This is a genomic window from Streptomyces sp. JLYT201 (genome assembly GCF_059448825.1).
Genome location: NZ_CM182551.1, coordinates 4,237,395 through 4,255,168 on the forward strand (window position 1 = coordinate 4,237,395; position 17,774 = coordinate 4,255,168).

16 protein-coding genes are annotated in these 17,774 nt (G+C 74.0%); 6 read left to right on the forward strand and 10 right to left on the reverse strand.

Annotation, left to right across the window (positions count from 1 at the left end; all coding sequences use genetic code 11):
• Nucleotides 1-94: 94 nt before the first annotated feature.
• Nucleotides 95-1,057: a helix-turn-helix domain-containing protein gene (locus AC5WAM_RS17225; protein WP_366789101.1), complete on the forward strand. Its 963-nt coding sequence runs from the start codon at nt 95-97 to the stop codon at nt 1,055-1,057.
• Between the two features lie 685 nt (nt 1,058-1,742).
• On the opposite strand, the gene AC5WAM_RS17230 is transcribed toward AC5WAM_RS17225, so the two are convergent.
• Nucleotides 1,743-2,630, reverse strand: coding sequence for a TIGR03619 family F420-dependent LLM class oxidoreductase (locus tag AC5WAM_RS17230; protein ID WP_366789100.1), 888 nt, complete (start codon nt 2,628-2,630; stop codon nt 1,743-1,745).
• A 147-nt stretch (nt 2,631-2,777) separates the two neighbouring features.
• On the opposite strand from AC5WAM_RS17230, the gene AC5WAM_RS17235 reads away from it, so the two are divergent.
• From AC5WAM_RS17235 to AC5WAM_RS17250, 4 genes are all read left to right on the forward strand, one after another.
• A complete protein-coding gene (locus tag AC5WAM_RS17235) occupies nt 2,778-3,488 on the forward strand; it encodes a hemerythrin domain-containing protein (RefSeq protein WP_495523071.1) in 711 nt (236 codons plus the stop codon).
• 95 nt (nt 3,489-3,583) lie between these two features.
• The gene (locus AC5WAM_RS17240; protein ID WP_495523072.1) at nt 3,584-5,029 is read left to right on the forward strand and encodes a hypothetical protein; all 1,446 of its coding nucleotides are present in this window, start codon (nt 3,584-3,586) and stop codon (nt 5,027-5,029) included.
• A gap of 209 nt (nt 5,030-5,238) precedes the next feature.
• The gene (locus AC5WAM_RS17245; RefSeq protein WP_366789097.1) at nt 5,239-6,192 is read left to right on the forward strand and encodes a M28 family metallopeptidase; all 954 of its coding nucleotides are present in this window, start codon (nt 5,239-5,241) and stop codon (nt 6,190-6,192) included.
• 95 nt (nt 6,193-6,287) lie between these two features.
• The gene (locus AC5WAM_RS17250; RefSeq protein ID WP_366789096.1) at nt 6,288-6,884 is read left to right on the forward strand and encodes a flavodoxin family protein; all 597 of its coding nucleotides are present in this window, start codon (nt 6,288-6,290) and stop codon (nt 6,882-6,884) included.
• Here the strand turns inward: AC5WAM_RS17250 and AC5WAM_RS17255 are convergent.
• The 7 genes from AC5WAM_RS17255 to AC5WAM_RS17285 form a co-directional block, all read right to left on the reverse strand.
• A complete protein-coding gene (locus AC5WAM_RS17255) occupies nt 6,863-7,021 on the reverse strand; it encodes a hypothetical protein (protein ID WP_495523073.1) in 159 nt (52 codons plus the stop codon). The two genes, AC5WAM_RS17250 and AC5WAM_RS17255, sit on opposite strands and share 22 nt — an antisense overlap.
• Nucleotides 6,985-7,950 (reverse strand): ABC transporter permease, encoded by a 966-nt coding sequence (locus AC5WAM_RS17260; RefSeq protein WP_495523074.1) that lies wholly within the window; start codon nt 7,948-7,950, stop codon nt 6,985-6,987. The genes AC5WAM_RS17255 and AC5WAM_RS17260 overlap by 37 nt, the downstream gene beginning before the upstream one ends.
• 19 nt (nt 7,951-7,969) lie before the next feature.
• A complete protein-coding gene (locus AC5WAM_RS17265; RefSeq protein ID WP_242721022.1) occupies nt 7,970-8,902 on the reverse strand; it encodes an ABC transporter ATP-binding protein in 933 nt (310 codons plus the stop codon).
• Between the two features lie 413 nt (nt 8,903-9,315).
• The gene (locus AC5WAM_RS17270; RefSeq protein ID WP_495523075.1) at nt 9,316-10,521 is read right to left on the reverse strand and encodes a LolA family protein; all 1,206 of its coding nucleotides are present in this window, start codon (nt 10,519-10,521) and stop codon (nt 9,316-9,318) included.
• Between the two features lie 343 nt (nt 10,522-10,864).
• Entirely contained in the window at nt 10,865-11,830 is a 966-nt protein-coding gene (locus tag AC5WAM_RS17275) for a CHRD domain-containing protein (RefSeq protein WP_495523076.1), read from the reverse strand.
• Between the two features lie 150 nt (nt 11,831-11,980).
• Nucleotides 11,981-12,991: a polyprenyl synthetase family protein gene (locus tag AC5WAM_RS17280; protein WP_138961261.1), complete on the reverse strand. Its 1,011-nt coding sequence runs from the start codon at nt 12,989-12,991 to the stop codon at nt 11,981-11,983.
• 363 nt (nt 12,992-13,354) lie between these two features.
• Entirely contained in the window at nt 13,355-14,200 is an 846-nt protein-coding gene (locus tag AC5WAM_RS17285; protein WP_495523077.1) for an HAD family hydrolase, read from the reverse strand.
• 477 nt (nt 14,201-14,677) lie between these two features.
• Here AC5WAM_RS17285 and AC5WAM_RS17290 point away from each other — a divergent pair, with 477 nt between their 5' ends.
• Nucleotides 14,678-14,932 (forward strand): hypothetical protein, encoded by a 255-nt coding sequence (locus tag AC5WAM_RS17290; RefSeq protein ID WP_495523078.1) that lies wholly within the window; start codon nt 14,678-14,680, stop codon nt 14,930-14,932.
• Between the two features lie 94 nt (nt 14,933-15,026).
• On the opposite strand, the gene AC5WAM_RS17295 is transcribed toward AC5WAM_RS17290, so the two are convergent.
• The gene (locus AC5WAM_RS17295) at nt 15,027-16,229 is read right to left on the reverse strand and encodes an FAD-dependent oxidoreductase (RefSeq protein ID WP_366789088.1); all 1,203 of its coding nucleotides are present in this window, start codon (nt 16,227-16,229) and stop codon (nt 15,027-15,029) included.
• A gap of 211 nt (nt 16,230-16,440) precedes the next feature.
• A complete protein-coding gene (locus tag AC5WAM_RS17300; protein ID WP_495523079.1) occupies nt 16,441-17,742 on the reverse strand; it encodes a carboxylate--amine ligase in 1,302 nt (433 codons plus the stop codon).
• Nucleotides 17,743-17,774 lie beyond the last annotated feature (32 nt).

Below are 17,774 nucleotides of genomic sequence, written 5' to 3' on the forward strand. Positions count from 1 at the left end.
CGGGGCCGAGGCCAGGCGGCCGGGGCCCGGAGGCGGGCGACCCGGGGGCGAGGCCGGGTGGTCGGCAGCCGGAGCCGGGCGGGCCGGGGGCCGTGTGGGGCGGGGGCATCGGGTTGTTGTCATCGTCGACGAGAACTCCAATCCCTTCGAACTCGGCTGCGTCACCGAGGTCTTCGGGCTCCAGCGGCCCGAACTCGGCCGCGAGCGGCCCGCCCTGTACGACTTCGCGCTGTGCTCGCCCGAGCCGCGCACCCTCATGCGCGACGGCTTCTTCACCCTCACCGGGGTGGCCGGGATCGAGGCCGCCGACACCGCCGACACGCTGATCGTCCCCAACCGGCCCGACACCGAGGTGCCGCGCCGCCCCGCCGTCCTGGACGCCGTACGGCGCGCGCACGCGCGCGGGGCCCGGCTCGTCGGCTTCTGCAGCGGCGCGTTCACGCTCGCCGAGGCCGGGGTCCTCGACGGACGCCGCGCCACCGCGCACTGGCAGTGGGCCGACGACTTCCGGGCCCGCTTCCCCGCCGTCCGGCTCGAACCCGACGTCCTCTTCGTCGACGACGGCGACATCCTCACCGCCGCGGGCAGCGCCGCCGCGCTCGACCTCGGCCTGCACATCGTGCGCCGCGACTTCGGCGCGGAGGTCGCCGTGTCCGTGTCCCGGCGGCTCGTCTTCGCCGCCCACCGCGACGGCGGACAGCGGCAGTTCGTGGAACGGCCCGTCCCCGACGTCCCCGACGAGTCCCTCGCGCCGCTCCTCGCCTGGGCCCAGGAACGGCTCGACGAACCCCTCACCGTGGGCGGGCTCGCCGCGCGGGCCGCCGTCAGCCCCGCCACGCTGCACCGGCGGTTCCGGGCGCAGTTGGGTACGACGCCGCTGGCCTGGCTGAACGGGGAGCGGGTCGGGCTCGCGTGCCGGCTCATCGAGCGCGGGGAGGAACGGCTCGACGTGGTGGCCCGGCGCAGTGGGCTCGGGTCCGCGGCCAACCTCCGGGCGCGGCTGCGGCGGGCCACGGGGCTCAGCCCCTCCGCGTACCGCCGCCGCTTCGGCCCCTGACGGGTAGGTTCCCCTCCCCTTGGCGCGGCCCGCCTTCGCCGGGCGGGCCGCTACGCGGGGCCCCGCGTCCCCCGCCGCTACCGCGGCGGGTTTCCTCCCACCCACCCACCCGTTGCACCTGGCTTCGCCAGACCGGCCCCGACGCGGAGCGCCGCGGGTGCGTGACCGCCCGACACGGCCCCTGCCCGGGCGGGGGCGGGGGGCGGGACTACGCCGCGCGGGGCGCGGGGCCGGGGCGGAGGCAGAGCCTCAACGGGCCCGGGCGGGGGCGGGGGGCGGGACCACGCCGCGCGGAGGCGCAAGGCCGGGTGCGGGCAGGCCCTCGCCCGCGCCCCGGTGGGGACGGTGGGGCCACCAGGGCCGATGCGAGGGCCGAGCCCTCTCCCGTGCCCGGGCGGGGGCGGTGGGCGGGTCCGCGCCGCGCGGGGCGTAGGGCCGGGGTGGAGGCAAAGCCTCACCCTGCCCGGGCGGGGGCGGGGGGTGTGGGTCCACGCCGCGCGGGGCGAAGCCGCGGCGCACCCCAACACAGCAGGGCCCCAGCACGGGCGCGGGCCGAAGCGAAGGCACGGCGCACCCCAGCGCAGCGGGGCCCCAGCGCAGGCGCGGACCCCGCCGAAGGCCCAGCCCAGCCCCTGCGGAGCAGGGTCAGCCCCCGTGGAGCGGGGTCAGCCCCTGCGCAGCGGGGTCAGCCCCTGTGGAGCAGGGCCAGTACTCGGGCGCCCAGTTCCAGCGCCGCCCCCGGCTCCCGTACGCACTGCTGCAAGTCCACAAAACACCCGTCCACCCCGGCCCCCCGGACCCCGCGCAGCACCTCCGCGATCTCCTCCGCCGAAGCCCCCGGCTTCGGGTTGTGGCGGATCTCGCGGCGCAGCGCGTCGGGGTCGCGCCCGGCGGCCTCCGCGGCGGCGCGGGCGATGGACCACAGGCCCGCCAGCGCCTCGGGCGGCAGCGTGACGCCGACCCAGCCCGCGGCGCGGCGGCCGACGCGCGTCATCGCGGCGGGGCTGAAGCCGCCCAGGTACACCGGCGGGCCGGCCTGCTGGACGGGCCGCAGGCCGACGTAGGAGCGGGGGATCCGCCAGTGCGGCCCCTCGTGCTCGAAGGTCTCCTCGGTCCAGATGCCCTCCAGGACGTCCAGGATCTCGTCGAGGCGCGCCCCGCGCTTGCCGAAGTCCGCGTTCACGGCCGTGTACTCGTCGCGCAGCCAGCCGATGCCGAGCCCCGCGTCGAGGCGGCCCCCGCTGACGCGGTCGAGGGTGGTCAGGGTGCGGGCGAGCAGCAGCGGCGGGTACCAGGGGGCGTTGAGGGTGCTGGTGCCGAGCCGGACCCGGGTGGTCGCCGCGGCGGCGACGGTGAGGACCGTCAGGGGGTCCATGAAGGTCTTGTACTCCGGTGGGTACGGGTTGTCCGGGGTGTGCCCGGGGTACAGATCGCTGGGCGCGACCGGCGTGAGCGAGCGGTCCCCGACCCACAGCGAGTCGAACCCGGCGGCCTCCGCGTCCCTGGCGAACGGCGCGATGGACTCTTCCCGGGCGTGGGTGCCGTACTGCGGCAGGGCGATACCTATGTGCATGGGCCCATCCTGCGTGCGGGGACGGCCCCGGACCGCGTAGCTCCACGTGTGAGCCGCGCCACCCGCACGCGGCGCGGACCGGGCCGCAGGACCGGCCGTTTAACGGCCGTTGACCGGTTCTGTACCTGCCCCCTCCACAGTCTCTCCATGACCAACCACACCCTGGCCCCCGCACCCGACCTGACCGGCATCCGCCTCGCCCACCGCGCGATCACCGGCGACGTCGAGCGCTTGGCCGCGCTGGTCGAGGGCATCGCCACGTCCGGCCGCCCGGTGACCGGCGCGTGGGCCCAGTCCATCGCCGCGTACGTGCACCGCTACAACGTCGGCGTGCGGCACCACCACGACAACGAGGACGCCGTCCTGTGGCCGGTGATCGCCGCCGCCGTCGAACAGGCCCTGACGGACGGCTCCTTCGTGGAGGGCCTCTCCCCCGAGGGCGTCGCCGACCTCGCCTCGCTCACCGAGGACCACACCGCCCTCGACCCGCTCCAGGACGCCTGCGACTGGGCGGCCACCCTGTTCGGCGAGGCCCCCGCGCGGCACGCCCGCCGTCTCGCCGACGCGCTCGCCGCGCAGCACGCGGCCCTCGTACGGCACATCGCGGCTGAGGGGCGGGAGCTGTTCCCGGTCATCACGCGGCACGTCACCGCCGAGGACTACGCCGCCGCCGAGGCCAGGATCCGCGCGGCCACCCCCGTCGACCACGCGCCGTGGCTGCGGGCCTGGCTGATGTCGTGGGCCACGGCCGACGACCTGCGCGTGCTCGCCCCGCCCGGCGGGGAGTCGCCCGTGGCCGACACGGTGTTCCGGGCCTACGCCGAGCACGAGGTGGAGGTCTTCGGCCCGGCCTCCTGACGGCCCGGCGAAGGGGCCGCGTTCACGACAGCGCGTGCCACGCCCGGCAGCAGGCGTACTCCCGTCGTCATGCCCGTGTTCCTTACGGTTGTCGGGTGGCGCTCGACTTGCGGAACCAGGAAGCGCGACGCTCCGTGCGTCGCGACCGCGAACAGCGCGCTCACCGGCTTCTGCTCGCCGTCTGCGCGTTGTTCGCCCTCACCTCGCTCGCCCTCGTGCCGCTCGGTCTGCGGCTCGGCTGGGACGAGCTCGTCTACGCGAGCCGCTTCGGACCGTTCGCGGGCCCGGGCGCCGGGGTGCCCTTCAGCGCGCCCCGCACCCGGGGCGTGCCGCTGCTCCTCGCGCCCGTCGCCACCTGGAGCGACTCGGCCGTGCTGCTGCGCGCCTGGCTGACGCTCCTGGCGAGCGCCGCGCTCTACCTCGGCTTCCGCCCCTGGGTGCGGGCCGCGCCGGACCGCCCCGAGGCCGCTCCGGTGGCCGCCGGCCTGTACGGCAGCCTGTGGATCGCCCTGTTCTACGCGAACGCCGCGATGCCGAACCACTACACCGCCATGGGCGCCACCGGCGCCGTCGGGCTCTTCCTGCACCGCCGCCCCACGGCCCGCACCTGCGCGGGCGTCGCGGGCGGCCTCGCCCTCGCCACCCTGATGCGGCCCAACGACGGGGCCGCCGTCGCCGGGCCGCTGCTGCTCGCCACGGCCCTGGTGCCGAGGTGGCGCTCGGGCGCCCGCGCCGCCGCGGTCCTCACCGGCTTCGCGGCGGGCTTCCTGCCCTGGGCGATCGAGGCGTACGTTCGCTTCGGTGGCGTACGCGAACGGCTCAGCTCCGCGAGCGAGGTGCAGGGCGGCCTTCGGCTCACCGACTCCGCGCTGCATCTGTTCACCGCCGTCGACGGGCCGCTGCTCTGCCGCCCGTGCTCCGGCGACGGGGTGCGCCCGACCGCCCTGGGGTGGTGGCTGCTGCTCGCCGTCCTGGTGCCGCTCGGCCTGTGGTCGGTGCGCGGGCTGTGGCGCACGGCCGCCGGGGGGCTGCTGGCCGTGGCCGTCGCGGTCTCGGCCGCGCTGCCGTACGTGCTGGTGGTGCCGTACACCGCGCCGAGGTTCCTGCTGCCCGCGCACGCGCTGCTCGCCGTGCCCGCCGCATTCGGGGTGCTCGCGGCGGTCCGTGCGGCGCGGCGCGCGCGGCTGCGGAAGGCGGCGGTGGGCGCCCTCGCCCTGGTCCTCGCGGCCCATCTGACCGCGCAGCTCACCCTGGTCTCCTCCACCTACCGCGTCCAGGAGTCCGCCAGGCGCGACTGGGTGCGGGTCGCCGCCGTCCTGCACGAGCGGGGCGTACGCGCGCCCTGTCTGCTGGGCGGCAACACGTCGGTGATTCCGCTTGCCTATGCCGCGGGCTGCGAGCCCTCGCCCCGCGGCGCCGGGCGACACCCCAACGCCCTGGTCATGCGGGGCGCACCGCCTCCGGCATGGGCCCGGTCCTGGACCCGGGCTCCGGTTCCGGATACCTATGCGCCGGGCTGGGTCGTGTACGTACGGCCCTGAGGCGGCCGCCCTGCCGCACCCCGCGCGGATCCCCCCACACGCGTACGAAGAGCGCACGGTATGCGGAACTACGCGTCCGGATCCCGCTCTTGACGTGAACTCAACACGCCTCCACCATCGGGCACTCCGGGCTCATTCGACGTTCAACTCGGGATGTGAGCCCCGGGAATCCACCCGGAATTCACCACACAGAAGCCGGAGCCCCCCACATGAGACTCTCCGCTCCCGGACGCACCGCGACCGCGGCCGCCATCGCCGTCGCCGCGCTCCTGACGACCAGCGCGATATCCACCGCGGCCACCGGGACGACGGCGCCGACGCGTGCCGCCGCCCCCGACATCCCCGTGGCCAACGTCAAGGCGCACCTCTCGCAGCTGCAGTCCATCGCCTCGGCCAACGGCGGCAACCGCGCGCACGGCAGCGCGGGCTACAAGGCCTCGATCGACTACATCAAGGGCAAGCTGGACGCCGCCGGATACACCACGACCGTCCAGCAGTTCACGTCCAGCGGCCGGACCGGCTACAACCTGATCGCCGACTGGCCCGGCGGCGACCCCAACCAGGTCATCATGTCGGGCTCCCACCTCGACAGCGTCAGCCGCGGCGCGGGCATCAACGACAACGGCTCGGGCTCGTCGGCCGTCCTGGAGACGGCGCTCGCCGTGTCCCGTGAGCAGTACAAGCCCACCAAGCACCTGCGGTTCGCCTGGTGGGGCGCGGAGGAGCTGGGCCTCGTCGGCTCCTCGTACCACGTGCGGAACCTGCCCGCCGCGGAGCGCACGAAGATCAAGGGCTATCTGAACTTCGACATGATCGGCTCGCCGAACCCCGGCTACTTCGTCTACGACGACGACCCCACCATCGAGCGGACCTTCAAGACCTACTACTCGGGCCTGAACATCAGCACCGAGCCGGAGCGCGAGGGCGACGGCCGCTCCGACCACACCCCGTTCAAGAACGCGGGCGTCCCGGTCGGCGGCATCTTCACCGGTGCGAGCACCGCCAAGACCTCGGCCCAGGCCCAGAAGTGGGGCGGCACCGCGGGCCAGGCCTTCGACCGCTGCTACCACTCGTCGTGCGACACCTCGGCGAACATCAACAACACGGCGCTCGACCGCAACAGCGACGCGATCGCGTACGCGGTCTGGGGCCTGTCGCAGTAACGGCCGGGGCAGCGGGCGATCACCCTGGACGGAGATCCTTGCGCGTGCATATAGTGCACGCGCAAGGATCCACCGAGCACCGCCCAGGGAGCGTCATGACCCGGAAATTCCTGTTCGTCCTCGGCAGCGCCCGCTCCGACGGCAACACCGAGATCCTGGCCCGCAAGGCCGCCGAGCAGCTTCCCCCGGACGTCGAGCAGCGCTGGCTCAGCCTGGCCGACCACCAGGTCCCCGACCTGGAGGACCTGCGCCACCACCCGTCGTTCGGCCGCGCCCGCCCGCTGCCCGTCGGCGACAACGAGGCGCTGCTCCTGGAGGCCACCCTCGACGCCACGGACATCGTCATCGTGTCGCCGCTGTACTGGTACTCGGTCTCGGCCTCCGTCAAGCGTTACCTCGACTACTGGGACGCCTGGCTGGAGGTCCCGGAGCTCGGCTTCCAGGAGGCCATGAAGAGCCGCACCCTGTGGGGCGTGACGGCGCTCGCGCACCGCGAACAGGAGGTGGCGGAGCCGCTGATCGGCACGCTGCGCTACTCGGCGGCGTACTTCCCGATGCGCTTCGGCGGCGTCCTGCTCGGCAACGGCACCCGGCCCGGGCAGGTGCTCGACGACACCGAGGCGCTGACCCGCGCCAAGACGTTCTTCGCCCAGGAGCCGCCGCTCGCGCGCTATCCGTACGACACCGAGTGACCGGCGGCCGCCCGCTCAGCTCCCGTCGGCTCGATGCCCGCCCGCTCGACGCCCGCCCGCTCGACGCCCGTCTGCTCGGCGGCCGTCAGCTCGGCGGCCGTCAGCTCGCGATGTCCTTCGCCCCGAACCGCGCCCACGCCGCCGAGCCGAACACGCCCGCGTACAGCGCCTGGAGGCCCAGGTTCCGCACCAGGTCGTCCCAGTAGACCGGGTCGCGCACGAGGTCGGCGAAGGACAGCCAGTAGTGCGGGAACAAGTACGGGTGGACCGCGTGCAGCTGCGGGATCTGGTCGACGATCTGGACGGTGATGAGCAGGCCCACCGTCGTCGCCATCGCGGCGATGCCGCTGCTCGTCAGCGTCGACACGAAGAGCCCGAGCGCCGCCACGCCGATCAGTGAGGCGGCGACGACGAGCGCGATGAGCAGCGCGCGCAGCAGTCCGTCGGCGAAGCTGATGCGCGTCCCGGAGATCGTCGTGACCTCGCCGAGCGGGAACAACAAGGCACCGACCGCGAGCGCCGACGCGGCCACGACCAGGGTCGCGACCACGCAGAAGACCAGCGTGGTCGCGTACTTGGCGAGCAGCAGCCGGGTGCGGCCCGCGGGCGCCACCAGGAGATAGCGCAGCGTGCCCGCGCTGGCCTCGCCCGCGATCGCGTCGCCCGCGACGACGCCGACCGCCATCGGCAGGAAGAACGGCAGCGTCGCGGCGAGCGCCGTGAAGACCAGGAACAGACCGTTGTTGGTGACCTGCGCGATGAACGCGGGGCCCTCGCCGTCCGGGCCGCCCGCGCTCACCGAACCGCCGTCGCTGGTCTCGATCTTCACGGCGATGCCCACGAGGATCGGCACGGCGGCCAGGACGGCGAGCAGCGCGAGCGTGCGCCAGCGCCGGAACGTCACGGACAGCTCGCTGCGGAACAGACCGAGGCTCCACAGGAGGCTCGGCGTGCGGGGCGCGCCGCCGACCGCCCTCTCCGCGGAGCGCTTCTCCGCAGAGAGCTTCTCCGCGGAGCCCTTGTCCGTCACGCCCGTCCCGTCTTTCACGCCCGCCTCGTCCGTCATGCCGGTCCCTGGTGTCACTTCAGCCCGCGACATCGAACCCCTCTCCCGTCAGCGCCACGAACGCGTCCTCCAGGGAGGCCCGTTCGACGCCGAAGCCGCGGACGCGGACGCCCGCCCCGACCAGTGCGGCGGTCACGTCGGCGAGGTCGGGCACGCGGTCCGGGCCCGGCGGCTCGCCCGTCACGCGGTCCTCCTCGACGACGACGTCCGCGACGCCCTGCTCCTTCAGGACCCGGGCGGCGTCGGCGGTGTCCGGCGTCGTCACGACGAGCCGCCCCCGCGCGCCCGCGGCGAGCTCGGCCACCGGGCCCTGGGTGATCAGCCGGCCCTGCGCCATCACCGCGGCGTGCGTGCACACCTGCTCGATCTCGTCGAGCAGGTGGGAGGAGAGGAAGACCGTCGTGCCGTCGGACGCCAGCTCCCGCACCAGGGAGCGGATCTCCCGCATGCCCTGCGGGTCGAGGCCGTTCGTCGGCTCGTCGAGCACGAGCAGCTCGCGCGGCTGGAGCAGCGCCGTGGCCAGGCCCAGGCGCTGCTTCATCCCGAGCGAGTACGCCTTGGCCTTCTTGCCCGCGGCGGCGGTCAGGCCGACCCGGTCGAGCGCGGCCTCGGCGCGGGCGCGGCGGGTGCGGGGGTCGGCCGTCGGATCGGCGGCGTCGTACCGGCGGAGGTTCTCGCGGCCGGAGAGGAAGCCGTAGAGGGCGGGGCCCTCGATGAGCGCGCCCACGCGCGGGAGCACGGTGCGCTGTGCGCGCGGCATGGGGCGGCCGAGCACCGACGCCCGGCCGGACGTCGGTTCGATCAGGCCCATCAGCATGCGGATGGTGGTGGTCTTGCCCGAGCCGTTGGGCCCGAGGAAGCCGAAGACGCTGCCGCGGGGCACGACGAGGCTCAGCCGGTCCACGGCGACGTGTTTGCCGTACCGCTTCGTCAGCGCGGAGGTCTCGATCACGCTGTCTCCGCGCGCACGGCCTCCGCGCGCGCCGTCTCCGGGTGCGCGGCCTTCGTGTGCAGCGTCTCCGCGTGCGCGGCCCTCGTGTGCGCCGTCCTCACGTGCGCGGCCCTCGCGTGCGCCGTCTCCGCGTGCGCCGTCCTCACGTGCGCGGCCCTCGCGTGCGCCGTCTCCGCGTGCGCCGTCCTCACGTGCGCGGCCCTCGCGTGCGCCGTCTCCGCGTGCGCCGTCCTCGCGTGCGCTGCCGCGCGGGTCCCCGTCGGTGCTCGGCACCCGTTCCTCCTGTCGTCCGGCCGGCGGCCGGTGGTGGTGCTGGTCCCGCCGTCGCCGGTAGGGGCCGGGGCCGAGCGCCGTCGCGGCGGACCGGGGGTGTGCCCCGGTCCGCCGCCCGGTCGCCCGTCGGCGGCCCCGCGCTAGCGGTTCGCCGCCTCGACAAGGGCGTCCTTCGTCACCGCGCCCACGTACACCTTGCCGTCGTCGGTGACCAGGGCGTTGATCAGCCGGGTCTTGAAGACCGTGCCCGAGCCGAACTTGCCGCTGACCTTGTCCCCGAGGGAGTCAAGGAACCGCTGGGCGTCCGCCGGTACGTCGGCGGAGCCGGACGTGGGCAGGCCCTGGCCGCCGGGCAGTTCCAGCTCGGCGACGGACGTCCAGCCCTCGCCGATCACGTTGACCGCGGGCTCCGCGCCCTTGAAGCCGCCGGACCCGTGCCGGGCGGACCCGCCGTCCTCCTCGGTGACCTTCGTGCCCTTCGCGGGCTTGAAGTCGAAGGTGGACGCGGACGGCTCGGCGAAGTCGACCTTCGTGAAGCCGACGTCGACGACCGCCGCGCCGCCGCTCGCCGGGGTGAGCGTGAACTTCAGCGGCGTACCCGTCTTCGCGTCGACCGCGATGGTGATCTGGCCGACCGTGGTGCCCGCGTCCTTCGGCTTGAGCACCAGGCGGTACGCGTCGCGGCCCGCGACCTTCGCGCTGCCGTCGACCTTCACCGACGTCGTCTTGCCGGCCGCCTTCAGGGCCTGGCGCGCGAACTCCTCGGGCGTGGCCGGGACGTCCTTCGGCAGGTCGCCCTTCTCGCCGGACCCGTGACCGGACTTGCCGGTGTCCTTGGTGTGGTACGCCTCGTTCGTCGCGCTGTCGTACGCCCATACGTCGTCGCCGTTGTGGATCACGCTGTACTCGGCGGCGTCGTCCAGGACGGAGACCTTCTGCTTGTCGGGACCGTCCGCCGCGACGCGCAGCGTGTGCGAGCCGGACGCCAGCTCCAGCAGCTTGGCCGCCGGGTCGGCGGCCGAGCCCTTGTCGTCCTCGCCGCCACCGCCGCCCGGCGCGAAGGCGCCGGCGCCGCCGCCGAACGACGGCAGGCCCAGATCCGTGTTGATCTTCACGGTGCCGGACAGCTGCTCGGTGTCCGACGAGGCGATCTTCTCGATGAGTTCCTGTGCGGTCAGCTCGGGCAGGTCCGGGTCGCCGCCGGACGCGAGCGCCGGGACCAGCCCGATGGTCGCCGCCGCCACCCCCGCCACGGCGACCGGGACGAGGTAGCGCGCCGCCTTGCGGCGGCCCGCGCTCAGCTCCTCGGCGTCGGTCGTGCCCTGCTCCGGTTCGTACGGTGCCATTGTGTGCCTTACCTCCGTGGTCGGCGGCGGCTTTCCGTTTCGTACACGCGCTCGTCCACCCCGCGCCGCCATTCTCACCCGAATTGGTCAGGAGTGGTGGTCAGTGTTCGCTTTCGACTGTCTCCATCCGACCAAATCGGCCAGCGGGAAGCGTCAGACCCCGGGAGCAACTCCGCGTACTGCTACGGGATGACAAAAGGGGGCGGCGCCTCCCCCGTCCCGTAAGGGGTGGCGCCGCCCCTGAGGTGACGACCGGCCCGCCGGGGGTCTGCCGGGTCGGTCATCCGCACAGTGGCTCGGTGGGCCGCGCGCGCCGCCGCAGCGGGCGCGCGGGCCTGTTCGGTCAGCGCTGGACGAACACGTAGTCCGCCGCGTACGGCACGGAGGCGATCGCGCCGGGCCTGCACGCGCCCGCGGGCTGGACGCCGCCCACCGTGTTCAGGCGCAGGATCTCGGCGGTGTGCGCGAGGAGTCCGGTGTGCCGCCCGGCCTGCTCGGCCCTGAGGTCGAGCTCGGGGATGTTCTTCGCGCCGTTCGGCGTCTTGGAGATCAGCTTGCCGGTGACGGCGCTGCGGTCCGGCGCCCGCCAGCGCGGCGTACCGGAGTTCGGGGCGACGAAGTCGTGTGCGATCCGGCCGCCGAGCGTCGCGCGCACGTCGCGCTGCGCGAAGGCGTACGTCCCGTCCGGGCGCTTGGCGCACTGGTAGATCTGCTCGCCCTTGACGACCGAGGCCTGGAAGCCGCGGGCGGTCCCGACGGTGACCTGGTGGAGCTGGCCGCGCACGGCTCCGCCGGGGAACTGGGCGGTGTGCAGGTTGGCGTAGAAGGCCGTCGGCTTCGTCTTCAGGCGCTTGAGCAGGGCCGCGTCGTGCACCGTGACCGTGCCGGTGACCCGCCGGTGCTCGGCGCGCGCCAGGAGCCCGGTGAAGTCGACCTTGACGCCGCCGTTCGTCCCCTTCCCGCCCTCGTGGATGTGGAGCGCGGTGGGCCGGGCCGTGCCGCGCCACGTGGCGGTGACGGTGACCTTGTCGCCCTTGATCCGTACGAACTGGAGGGCGGCGCCGTCCTTGTCGCCGACGGCGGGGCCGCCGGGCACGGGCACCTCGTTGGCGCCGTTCAGGCTCGCCACGAGGAGGGCGGCACCGGTGCTGGTGCCGGTACCGGTGACTTCCGCGGTCGGTACCGTCGCGGCTGTCGCGGTTGTCGCCGGAAGCACGGCCGCGGCCAGGGCGCCCGCGGTGGCCACCGCGATCCCGGAGGCGAGCAGTGCCCGACGGCGGTTCTTCGCAGATGTGGTGAGAGCGCCCATGGTGTGAAATCTCCCCGTTCCGTAGCCAACGCCCCCTGCGTCGGCTTCTGGGCATGAGTACGGAACGGATCTGAGCCTGGACTCAATCCAGGCTCAGCATTTCCCTGTGACGCGCGCCACACCTTCACGTGTGGAGCCGGGCGCCCGGGATCACCCCGCCCGGTGCACCACCAGGTCGCAGAGCTCGACGAGGGCGGCCTTGGCGTCCCCCTCCGCCAGCGGCGCCAGCGTGGCGCGCGCCTCCTCCGCGTACCGCACGGTGTCCCGTCGCGCCTGCTCAAGGGCGGGATGGGCCCGCAGCAGCGAGAGCGCCTCGGCGTGCCGGGCGTCGTCCGTGAGGTCGGAGTCGAGCAGCTCGCTGAGCGCGATGTCCTCCGCGAGCCCGAGCCGCTCCACCCGCTCGCGCAGCCGCAGCACCGGCAGGGTGGGAATGCCCTCGCGCAGGTCCGTGCCGGGCGTCTTGCCGGACTCGGTGGAGTCGGACGCGATGTCGAGCACGTCGTCGGCGAGCTGGAAGGCGACCCCGAGGCGCTCCCCGTACTGCGTCAGGACGTCCACGACCGTCTCGTCCGCGCCGGACATCATCGCGCCGAAGCGGCCCGCCACGGCGATCAGCGAGCCGGTCTTGCCACCGATGACGTCCAGGTAGTGCTCGACCGGGTCGCGTCCGTCGCGCGGCCCCGCCGTCTCCAGGATCTGCCCGGTGACGAGGCGCTCGAAGGCCTCGGCCTGGATGCGTACGGCCTCGGGGCCGAGGTCGGCCAGGATGTGCGAGGCGCGCGCGAAGAGGAAGTCGCCGGTGAGGACGGCCACGGAGTTGCCCCAGCGCTGGTTGGCGCTGGGCACGCCACGACGCACATCGGCCTCGTCCATCACGTCGTCGTGGTAGAGCGTCGCGAGGTGCGTGAGCTCCACGACCACGGCGGACGGCACGATGCCGGGCGCGTAGGGGTCGCCGAACTGGGCCGCCAGCATCACCAGGAGTGGCCGAAAACGTTTGCCCCCCGCGCGGACGAGGTGCTGTGCCGCCTCGGTGATGAACGGCACTTCGCTCTTGGTGGCCTCGAGCAGGCCCTCCTCGACAGCCGCCAATCCTGCCTGGACATCGGCTTCGAGAGCCTGGTCCCGCACGCTCAGCCCGAAGGGCCCGACGACGGTCACGAGGGGTTCTCCTGTCTGCTGACGATCACAAGTCGATCACTCGGTCGATCACTCGTCGATGACACGGTTTGTCGATGTGTCGCTGCCATCACTCAAGTCAGCGTATCCGGTCGCCTTTCGATCACAGCGAGCACCTGCCCGACCAGAGGGGGCCAGCCTGCCCGATAGACATGAAATGACCGCTTTGCCGCCCGACGGGCGATGCGCCCCACATGCCGAGCACCCTCCGCACGGCCGTGCCGCCGCCCGGCGGCACGGCCCGCGAGGGCCGCGCCCCGCGCCCGGGACCGCGCCGCGGAGCGGCCCGCGCCGCCGGGCCACGCTGAGTGATCCGACAGGCACACGGCACCCTGCCGGGTGCCCTCACGTGCGATGTCCGCCACCCACCGCTTTCCGGCCATCGGCGCACAGCATCCGCTCCAGGACCACGGCGATCCCGTCCTCCTCGTTGGAGAGCGTCAATTCGTCCGCCACCGCCTTCAGTTCGTGGTGGGCGTTGGCCATCGCCACGCCGTGGGCCGCCCAGGCGAACATCGGGATGTCGTTCGGCATGTCACCGAACGCGATCGTGTCGGCCGCCCGCAGGCCGAGGCGCTCCGCCGCGAGGGCGAGCCCGGTCGCCTTGGTGACCCCGCAGGGCTGGAGTTCCACCGTGCCGGGCCCGGACATCGTCACCGTGGCGAGCGAGCCCACGACCCCCCGGGCGACCTGGGCCAACTCGTCGTCCGCCAGCGTCGGGTGCCGCAGGAGCACCTTGCTGATCGGCTCCTCCCAGAGCACGTCACGGCCGGGCACCCGCATCGCGGGCAGCGTCGGGTGCGGCATCTCGTACCCGGGCTCGATCAGGGTCAGGCCCTCGGCCCCGTCCTGGTCGACCGCCGCGAAGACCTGGCCGACCTCCGCCTCGATCTTGCCGAGCGCCACCTCCGCGAGCTCCCGGTCCAGGGTGACCGACCACACCATGCGGTCGGCCCCGGCGTCGTACAGCTGCGCGCCCTGCCCGCACACGGCGAGCCCGTCGTACCCGAGGTCGTCGAAGAGCGGGCGCACGCGGGGCGCGGGGCGTCCGGTGACGACGAGGTGCCGCGCTCCGCCCTCGCTCGCGGCGGCCAGCGCCCGGCGGGAGCGGTCGGAGACCGTGTCGTCGCCGCGCAGCAGCGTTCCGTCCAGGTCGGTAGCGATGAGGGAATATGCGAGGGGAGCGGCCATGATCCGAAGAATACGGATCTGAGCCCGGCCGGTAAGCCGTGTGGCAGGACCTGTGACGCTTTGGGTGCGCCCGGCGCACTCCCGGCATGCACCAGGTCGTGCGGCCAACGCCCCCTGCCCGTACGCGCCGGGGGCGCAGAAGCGCGCCGGGCGTGACCGCCCGCTCCCGGTTCACCGGAACGAGGCGGGCCGTGCGGCGGCCGCGGCGACGGGGGTGCCGGTTCGCCCCGCGGCCCGCCGTCCGTCCCGGGCGCCCCGGGCCGCCGCCGGACGCCCGTGCGCACACCCGCGCGCCCTGCCCTCGAACTCCCCTGTGAACGCGAGGGCTTCGCCGCGCCCCGTGAGCACTCCTCCCGAACTCGCGCAGGTGACGGAACCTCTCGGCGCCCGGCCACGTCACAGGACGAGACCGGCACGGCCCGAGATGCACCGGCACGGCCGAGAAGCACCGGCACGACCCGAGAAGCAAGGAACGACATGTCCCTCCCGCAGCACCGCAAGCTCGCCCTCGCCACCGCGACCGCCCTCGCCCTGCTCACCGCGGGCCTCGCCTGGCAGGCCTCGGCCGATGACGGCGGTGGGCGCCCGGCCTCGCCCGGGGCGGGGGCGACGTCGGACACCGTGCGCAGCGAGCGCGTCGAGCACGGTCCTGGCGCGGCCGAGGACTACTGGACGCCGGAGCGCATGCGCGCCGCCGAGCCCGCCCCGATGCCGGTGGTTCCTGGCGAGTGATCGGCAGCGCCCGGAAGGGGCGCGGGGAACTGCGCGACCAGCCACGGGGGCCCCGCGGACAACAGCGGCCCAGCACCGCGCCCAAGCCCGGCGCTCAGCCGTACGCGGCAGCCAGATGCCGGGCCAGGCGCGGTGACGCGAACTCCGTGCCGCACACGAACCGCATCACGGGCCCGTACGACGACCCGGCCAGCATGCCCGTGAAGTACAGGCCCGGGACCGAGGAGGCATAGCCCTCGCCGAGCCTGGGCGTGCCGCGGCTGACCGCCATGCGGGCGCGCAGGCCGTGCCCGAGGAAGCTGAGGGCGGCGAGGTCGACGCGGTAGCCCGTGGCGGCGATGACGTGGTCGGCGGTGAGCTCCCGCGTCCGGCCGCCGAGCGACTCCACGGTGAGGAGGGGACGGCCGTCGTGGATCTCGGCCCGCACCACGCGCCGTATCTCCCGGGCGTCGACCCGCTCCTGGAACCGCTCGCGCAGCCACCAGGCGCCGAGCGGACCGAGGACCCGGCGGACGAGGAAGTGCCGGGCGTGCGGCGGGAGATGGCGGTACAGCTCGGCGTGGTAGCTCAGCGCGTACAGCGACCAGGCGCGGCCGAAGGGCGACTCCGGGCGCAGCCTGGGCTGCTGCCAGGGGGGCGCGCCGAAGCCGATGGCACCCCTGCCGCGGGCCACGAGCCGGACCCGGGCGCCCGCCTCGGCGGCGAGCACGGCCGTCTCCAGGGCGGACTGGCCCGCGCCGACGACGAGCAGGTCGGTGTCCGCGTACCGCGACAGGTCGTGGTGCTGGGAGCTGTGCGAGTAGGGGCTCGCGGGCGAGGGCCCGTCGGGCACGGCGGCGGCCAGGGCGGGCGGGAGCTGTGCGAGGCCCGTCAGTCCGCTGGCGACGACGACCGCGGGGGCCGTGAACTGCTCCCCCGAGTCGAGCTTGAGCTCGAAGCCGCCGCGCTCGCCGCGTTCGACGGACACCACCCGCACCCGCTCCAGGCCGGGCACGAGCTTCTCCTGGAACCACTGTCCGTACCGGACGAACGTGTCGGCCGGGATGATGTCCTCGTCCGTGACCAGGCGCGGGATGCCCGCCGCCGCGCAGTAGTCGGTGAGGGTGTGGCCGGGCTGCGGGGCGTCGATGTTCGACGCCGCCGGGGTCGACTTCAGGAGCATTCCCGCGGGCATGTGGGAACGCCAGCTGACCATGGGGTCGCCGAAGACGCGGACGCGGACGCCGCGCGCGCGGAGATGTGCTGCGGTGGACAGGCCGTAGGGGCCTGCCCCGATGACTGCTACTGGTTGCTTCACGAAGTCCCTCCCCAGGACACCGCGTGCACCGTGCCGTCGCACGGCACACCGTCTTACTTCGCGGATCTTCCGCTTGTCCCCCGTTGCTGCTTCTCCCGTCACGACGCCTGCCGTGACGGCGTCCCCCGTTGCTGCGTCCCCCATGACGGCGTTCCCCCGGACACCGCGTCCCCCGTCACCGCTGCCGTGCCCCTGGTCGGGCGGGCGGCGGTCATCTCGCGGTCGTGCCGCTCCGTGGGCCGGTGGCGGGCCTGCTGCCGCGTCGGCCGGTCCGCCACAGCTGATAGAGGTGGATCGCGCCCGGCCGGATGAAGCGCGCCAGCATCGTGAAGAACGGCTTCATGTCGTCGGCGGCGAGCCAGGCGAGTTCCGTACCGCTGGCCCGGGCGGGGGCGTGCGGCGTGACGTATCCACTGCGGCGGTAGGCGATGAGGGCGGGCAGGTCGATGTTCTCCACCACATAGCGGTGGCCGGCGCGCTGGTCGCCCTCCGGGACCTCGCGGCCCGTCAGGTGCAAATGCATGGCCCGCACGACGTCGATGCCCGTCTCGCTTTCGAAGAGACGGAACTGGGCGCCCATGCGGGGGTTGAAGTCGAGCAGTTTGTACTGACCGTCGCGGCGGTCGAAGCGCAGGTCCAGGTCGATGATTCCGGTGAAGCCGATCTCTTTGATGAAACGCGCGGCGAGGTCGGCGAGTTCCGGATTGTCGACGACGTACGCGTGGGCCGTCATGCCCGCGTGCGGCGGCCAGGAGCGGACCTTCACCCCGGTGAACAGCGCGAGGGGCGAGGAGTTGTCGTCGAAATAGGCGTGCACCACCCAGTCCTCGGCATCCTCGCGCGGCAGATACTCCTGGAGGATCACCCCGGGCCGCTCGCCCCAGTCCCGGGCCAGCTCGCGCAGGCCCTGCGCGGTGTCGATGCGGGTGGTGCCGTTCACCGCGGGCCGTTCGCGGCGCTGGAACGCCTCGCGGTTCTTCGCGACCACCGGGAAGGCCGCCGTCGCCGCGAACTTCTCGATGTCGTCCTGGCTCTGCGGGCACGCCGACGCGGGCGAGCTGAGGCCGTGCTCCACGCACAGCTCGTGCAGGCCCTCCTTGCTGGCGAGGCGGCGCGGCAGGGCGGCGTCGACGCGCGGGAAGAGGAAGCCCCCGAAGTCCGCTTCGGCCAGCTCCCGCTGGTGCTCGGCGATGAGCACGGCCGCTTCCTCGTCGGTCGGTATGAGCACCGCGGGCCTGCCGATGCGCCGTCCGATGCGCAGCAGCCCGTCGATCAGATAGCCCGGGTCCTCCACCCCGGTGGTCCGCCAGGGGAAGGCGCCGGTGAGATAGCGGGACGCGGCGGCGGGCGTGTGCCGGTCCTCCGTGATCGCGTACATCGGTACGCCGACGCGGCCGAGGCTCCGGATCGCCCCCACGCCGCCGTGGTGCAGTGGATAGTCGCCGAACTTCACGATGAGTCCGGGTACTTCGCGGTCGGGTGTACACGGCACACCACCGCTGGAATTGGTCACGGGTCCCCCCACGCGTCCCCTTCGCACCGACC

Bases quoted from the DNA above. Each gene is read 5' to 3' on its own strand.
- AC5WAM_RS17230 (WP_366789100.1), bottom strand. From the start codon at position 2,630: ATGCACATAGGTATCGCCCTGCCGCAGTACGGCACCCACGCCCGGGAA.
- AC5WAM_RS17235 (WP_495523071.1), top strand. From the start codon at position 2,778: ATGACCAACCACACCCTGGCCCCCGCACCCGACCTGACCGGCATCCGC.
- AC5WAM_RS17245 (WP_366789097.1), top strand. From the start codon at position 5,239: ATGAGACTCTCCGCTCCCGGACGCACCGCGACCGCGGCCGCCATCGCC.
- AC5WAM_RS17250 (WP_366789096.1), top strand. From the start codon at position 6,288: ATGACCCGGAAATTCCTGTTCGTCCTCGGCAGCGCCCGCTCCGACGGC.
- AC5WAM_RS17260 (WP_495523074.1), bottom strand. From the start codon at position 7,950: ATGACGGACGAGGCGGGCGTGAAAGACGGGACGGGCGTGACGGACAAG.
- AC5WAM_RS17270 (WP_495523075.1), bottom strand. From the start codon at position 10,521: ATGGCACCGTACGAACCGGAGCAGGGCACGACCGACGCCGAGGAGCTG.
- AC5WAM_RS17275 (WP_495523076.1), bottom strand. From the start codon at position 11,830: ATGGGCGCTCTCACCACATCTGCGAAGAACCGCCGTCGGGCACTGCTC.
- AC5WAM_RS17285 (WP_495523077.1), bottom strand. From the start codon at position 14,200: ATGGCCGCTCCCCTCGCATATTCCCTCATCGCTACCGACCTGGACGGA.
- AC5WAM_RS17290 (WP_495523078.1), top strand. From the start codon at position 14,678: ATGTCCCTCCCGCAGCACCGCAAGCTCGCCCTCGCCACCGCGACCGCC.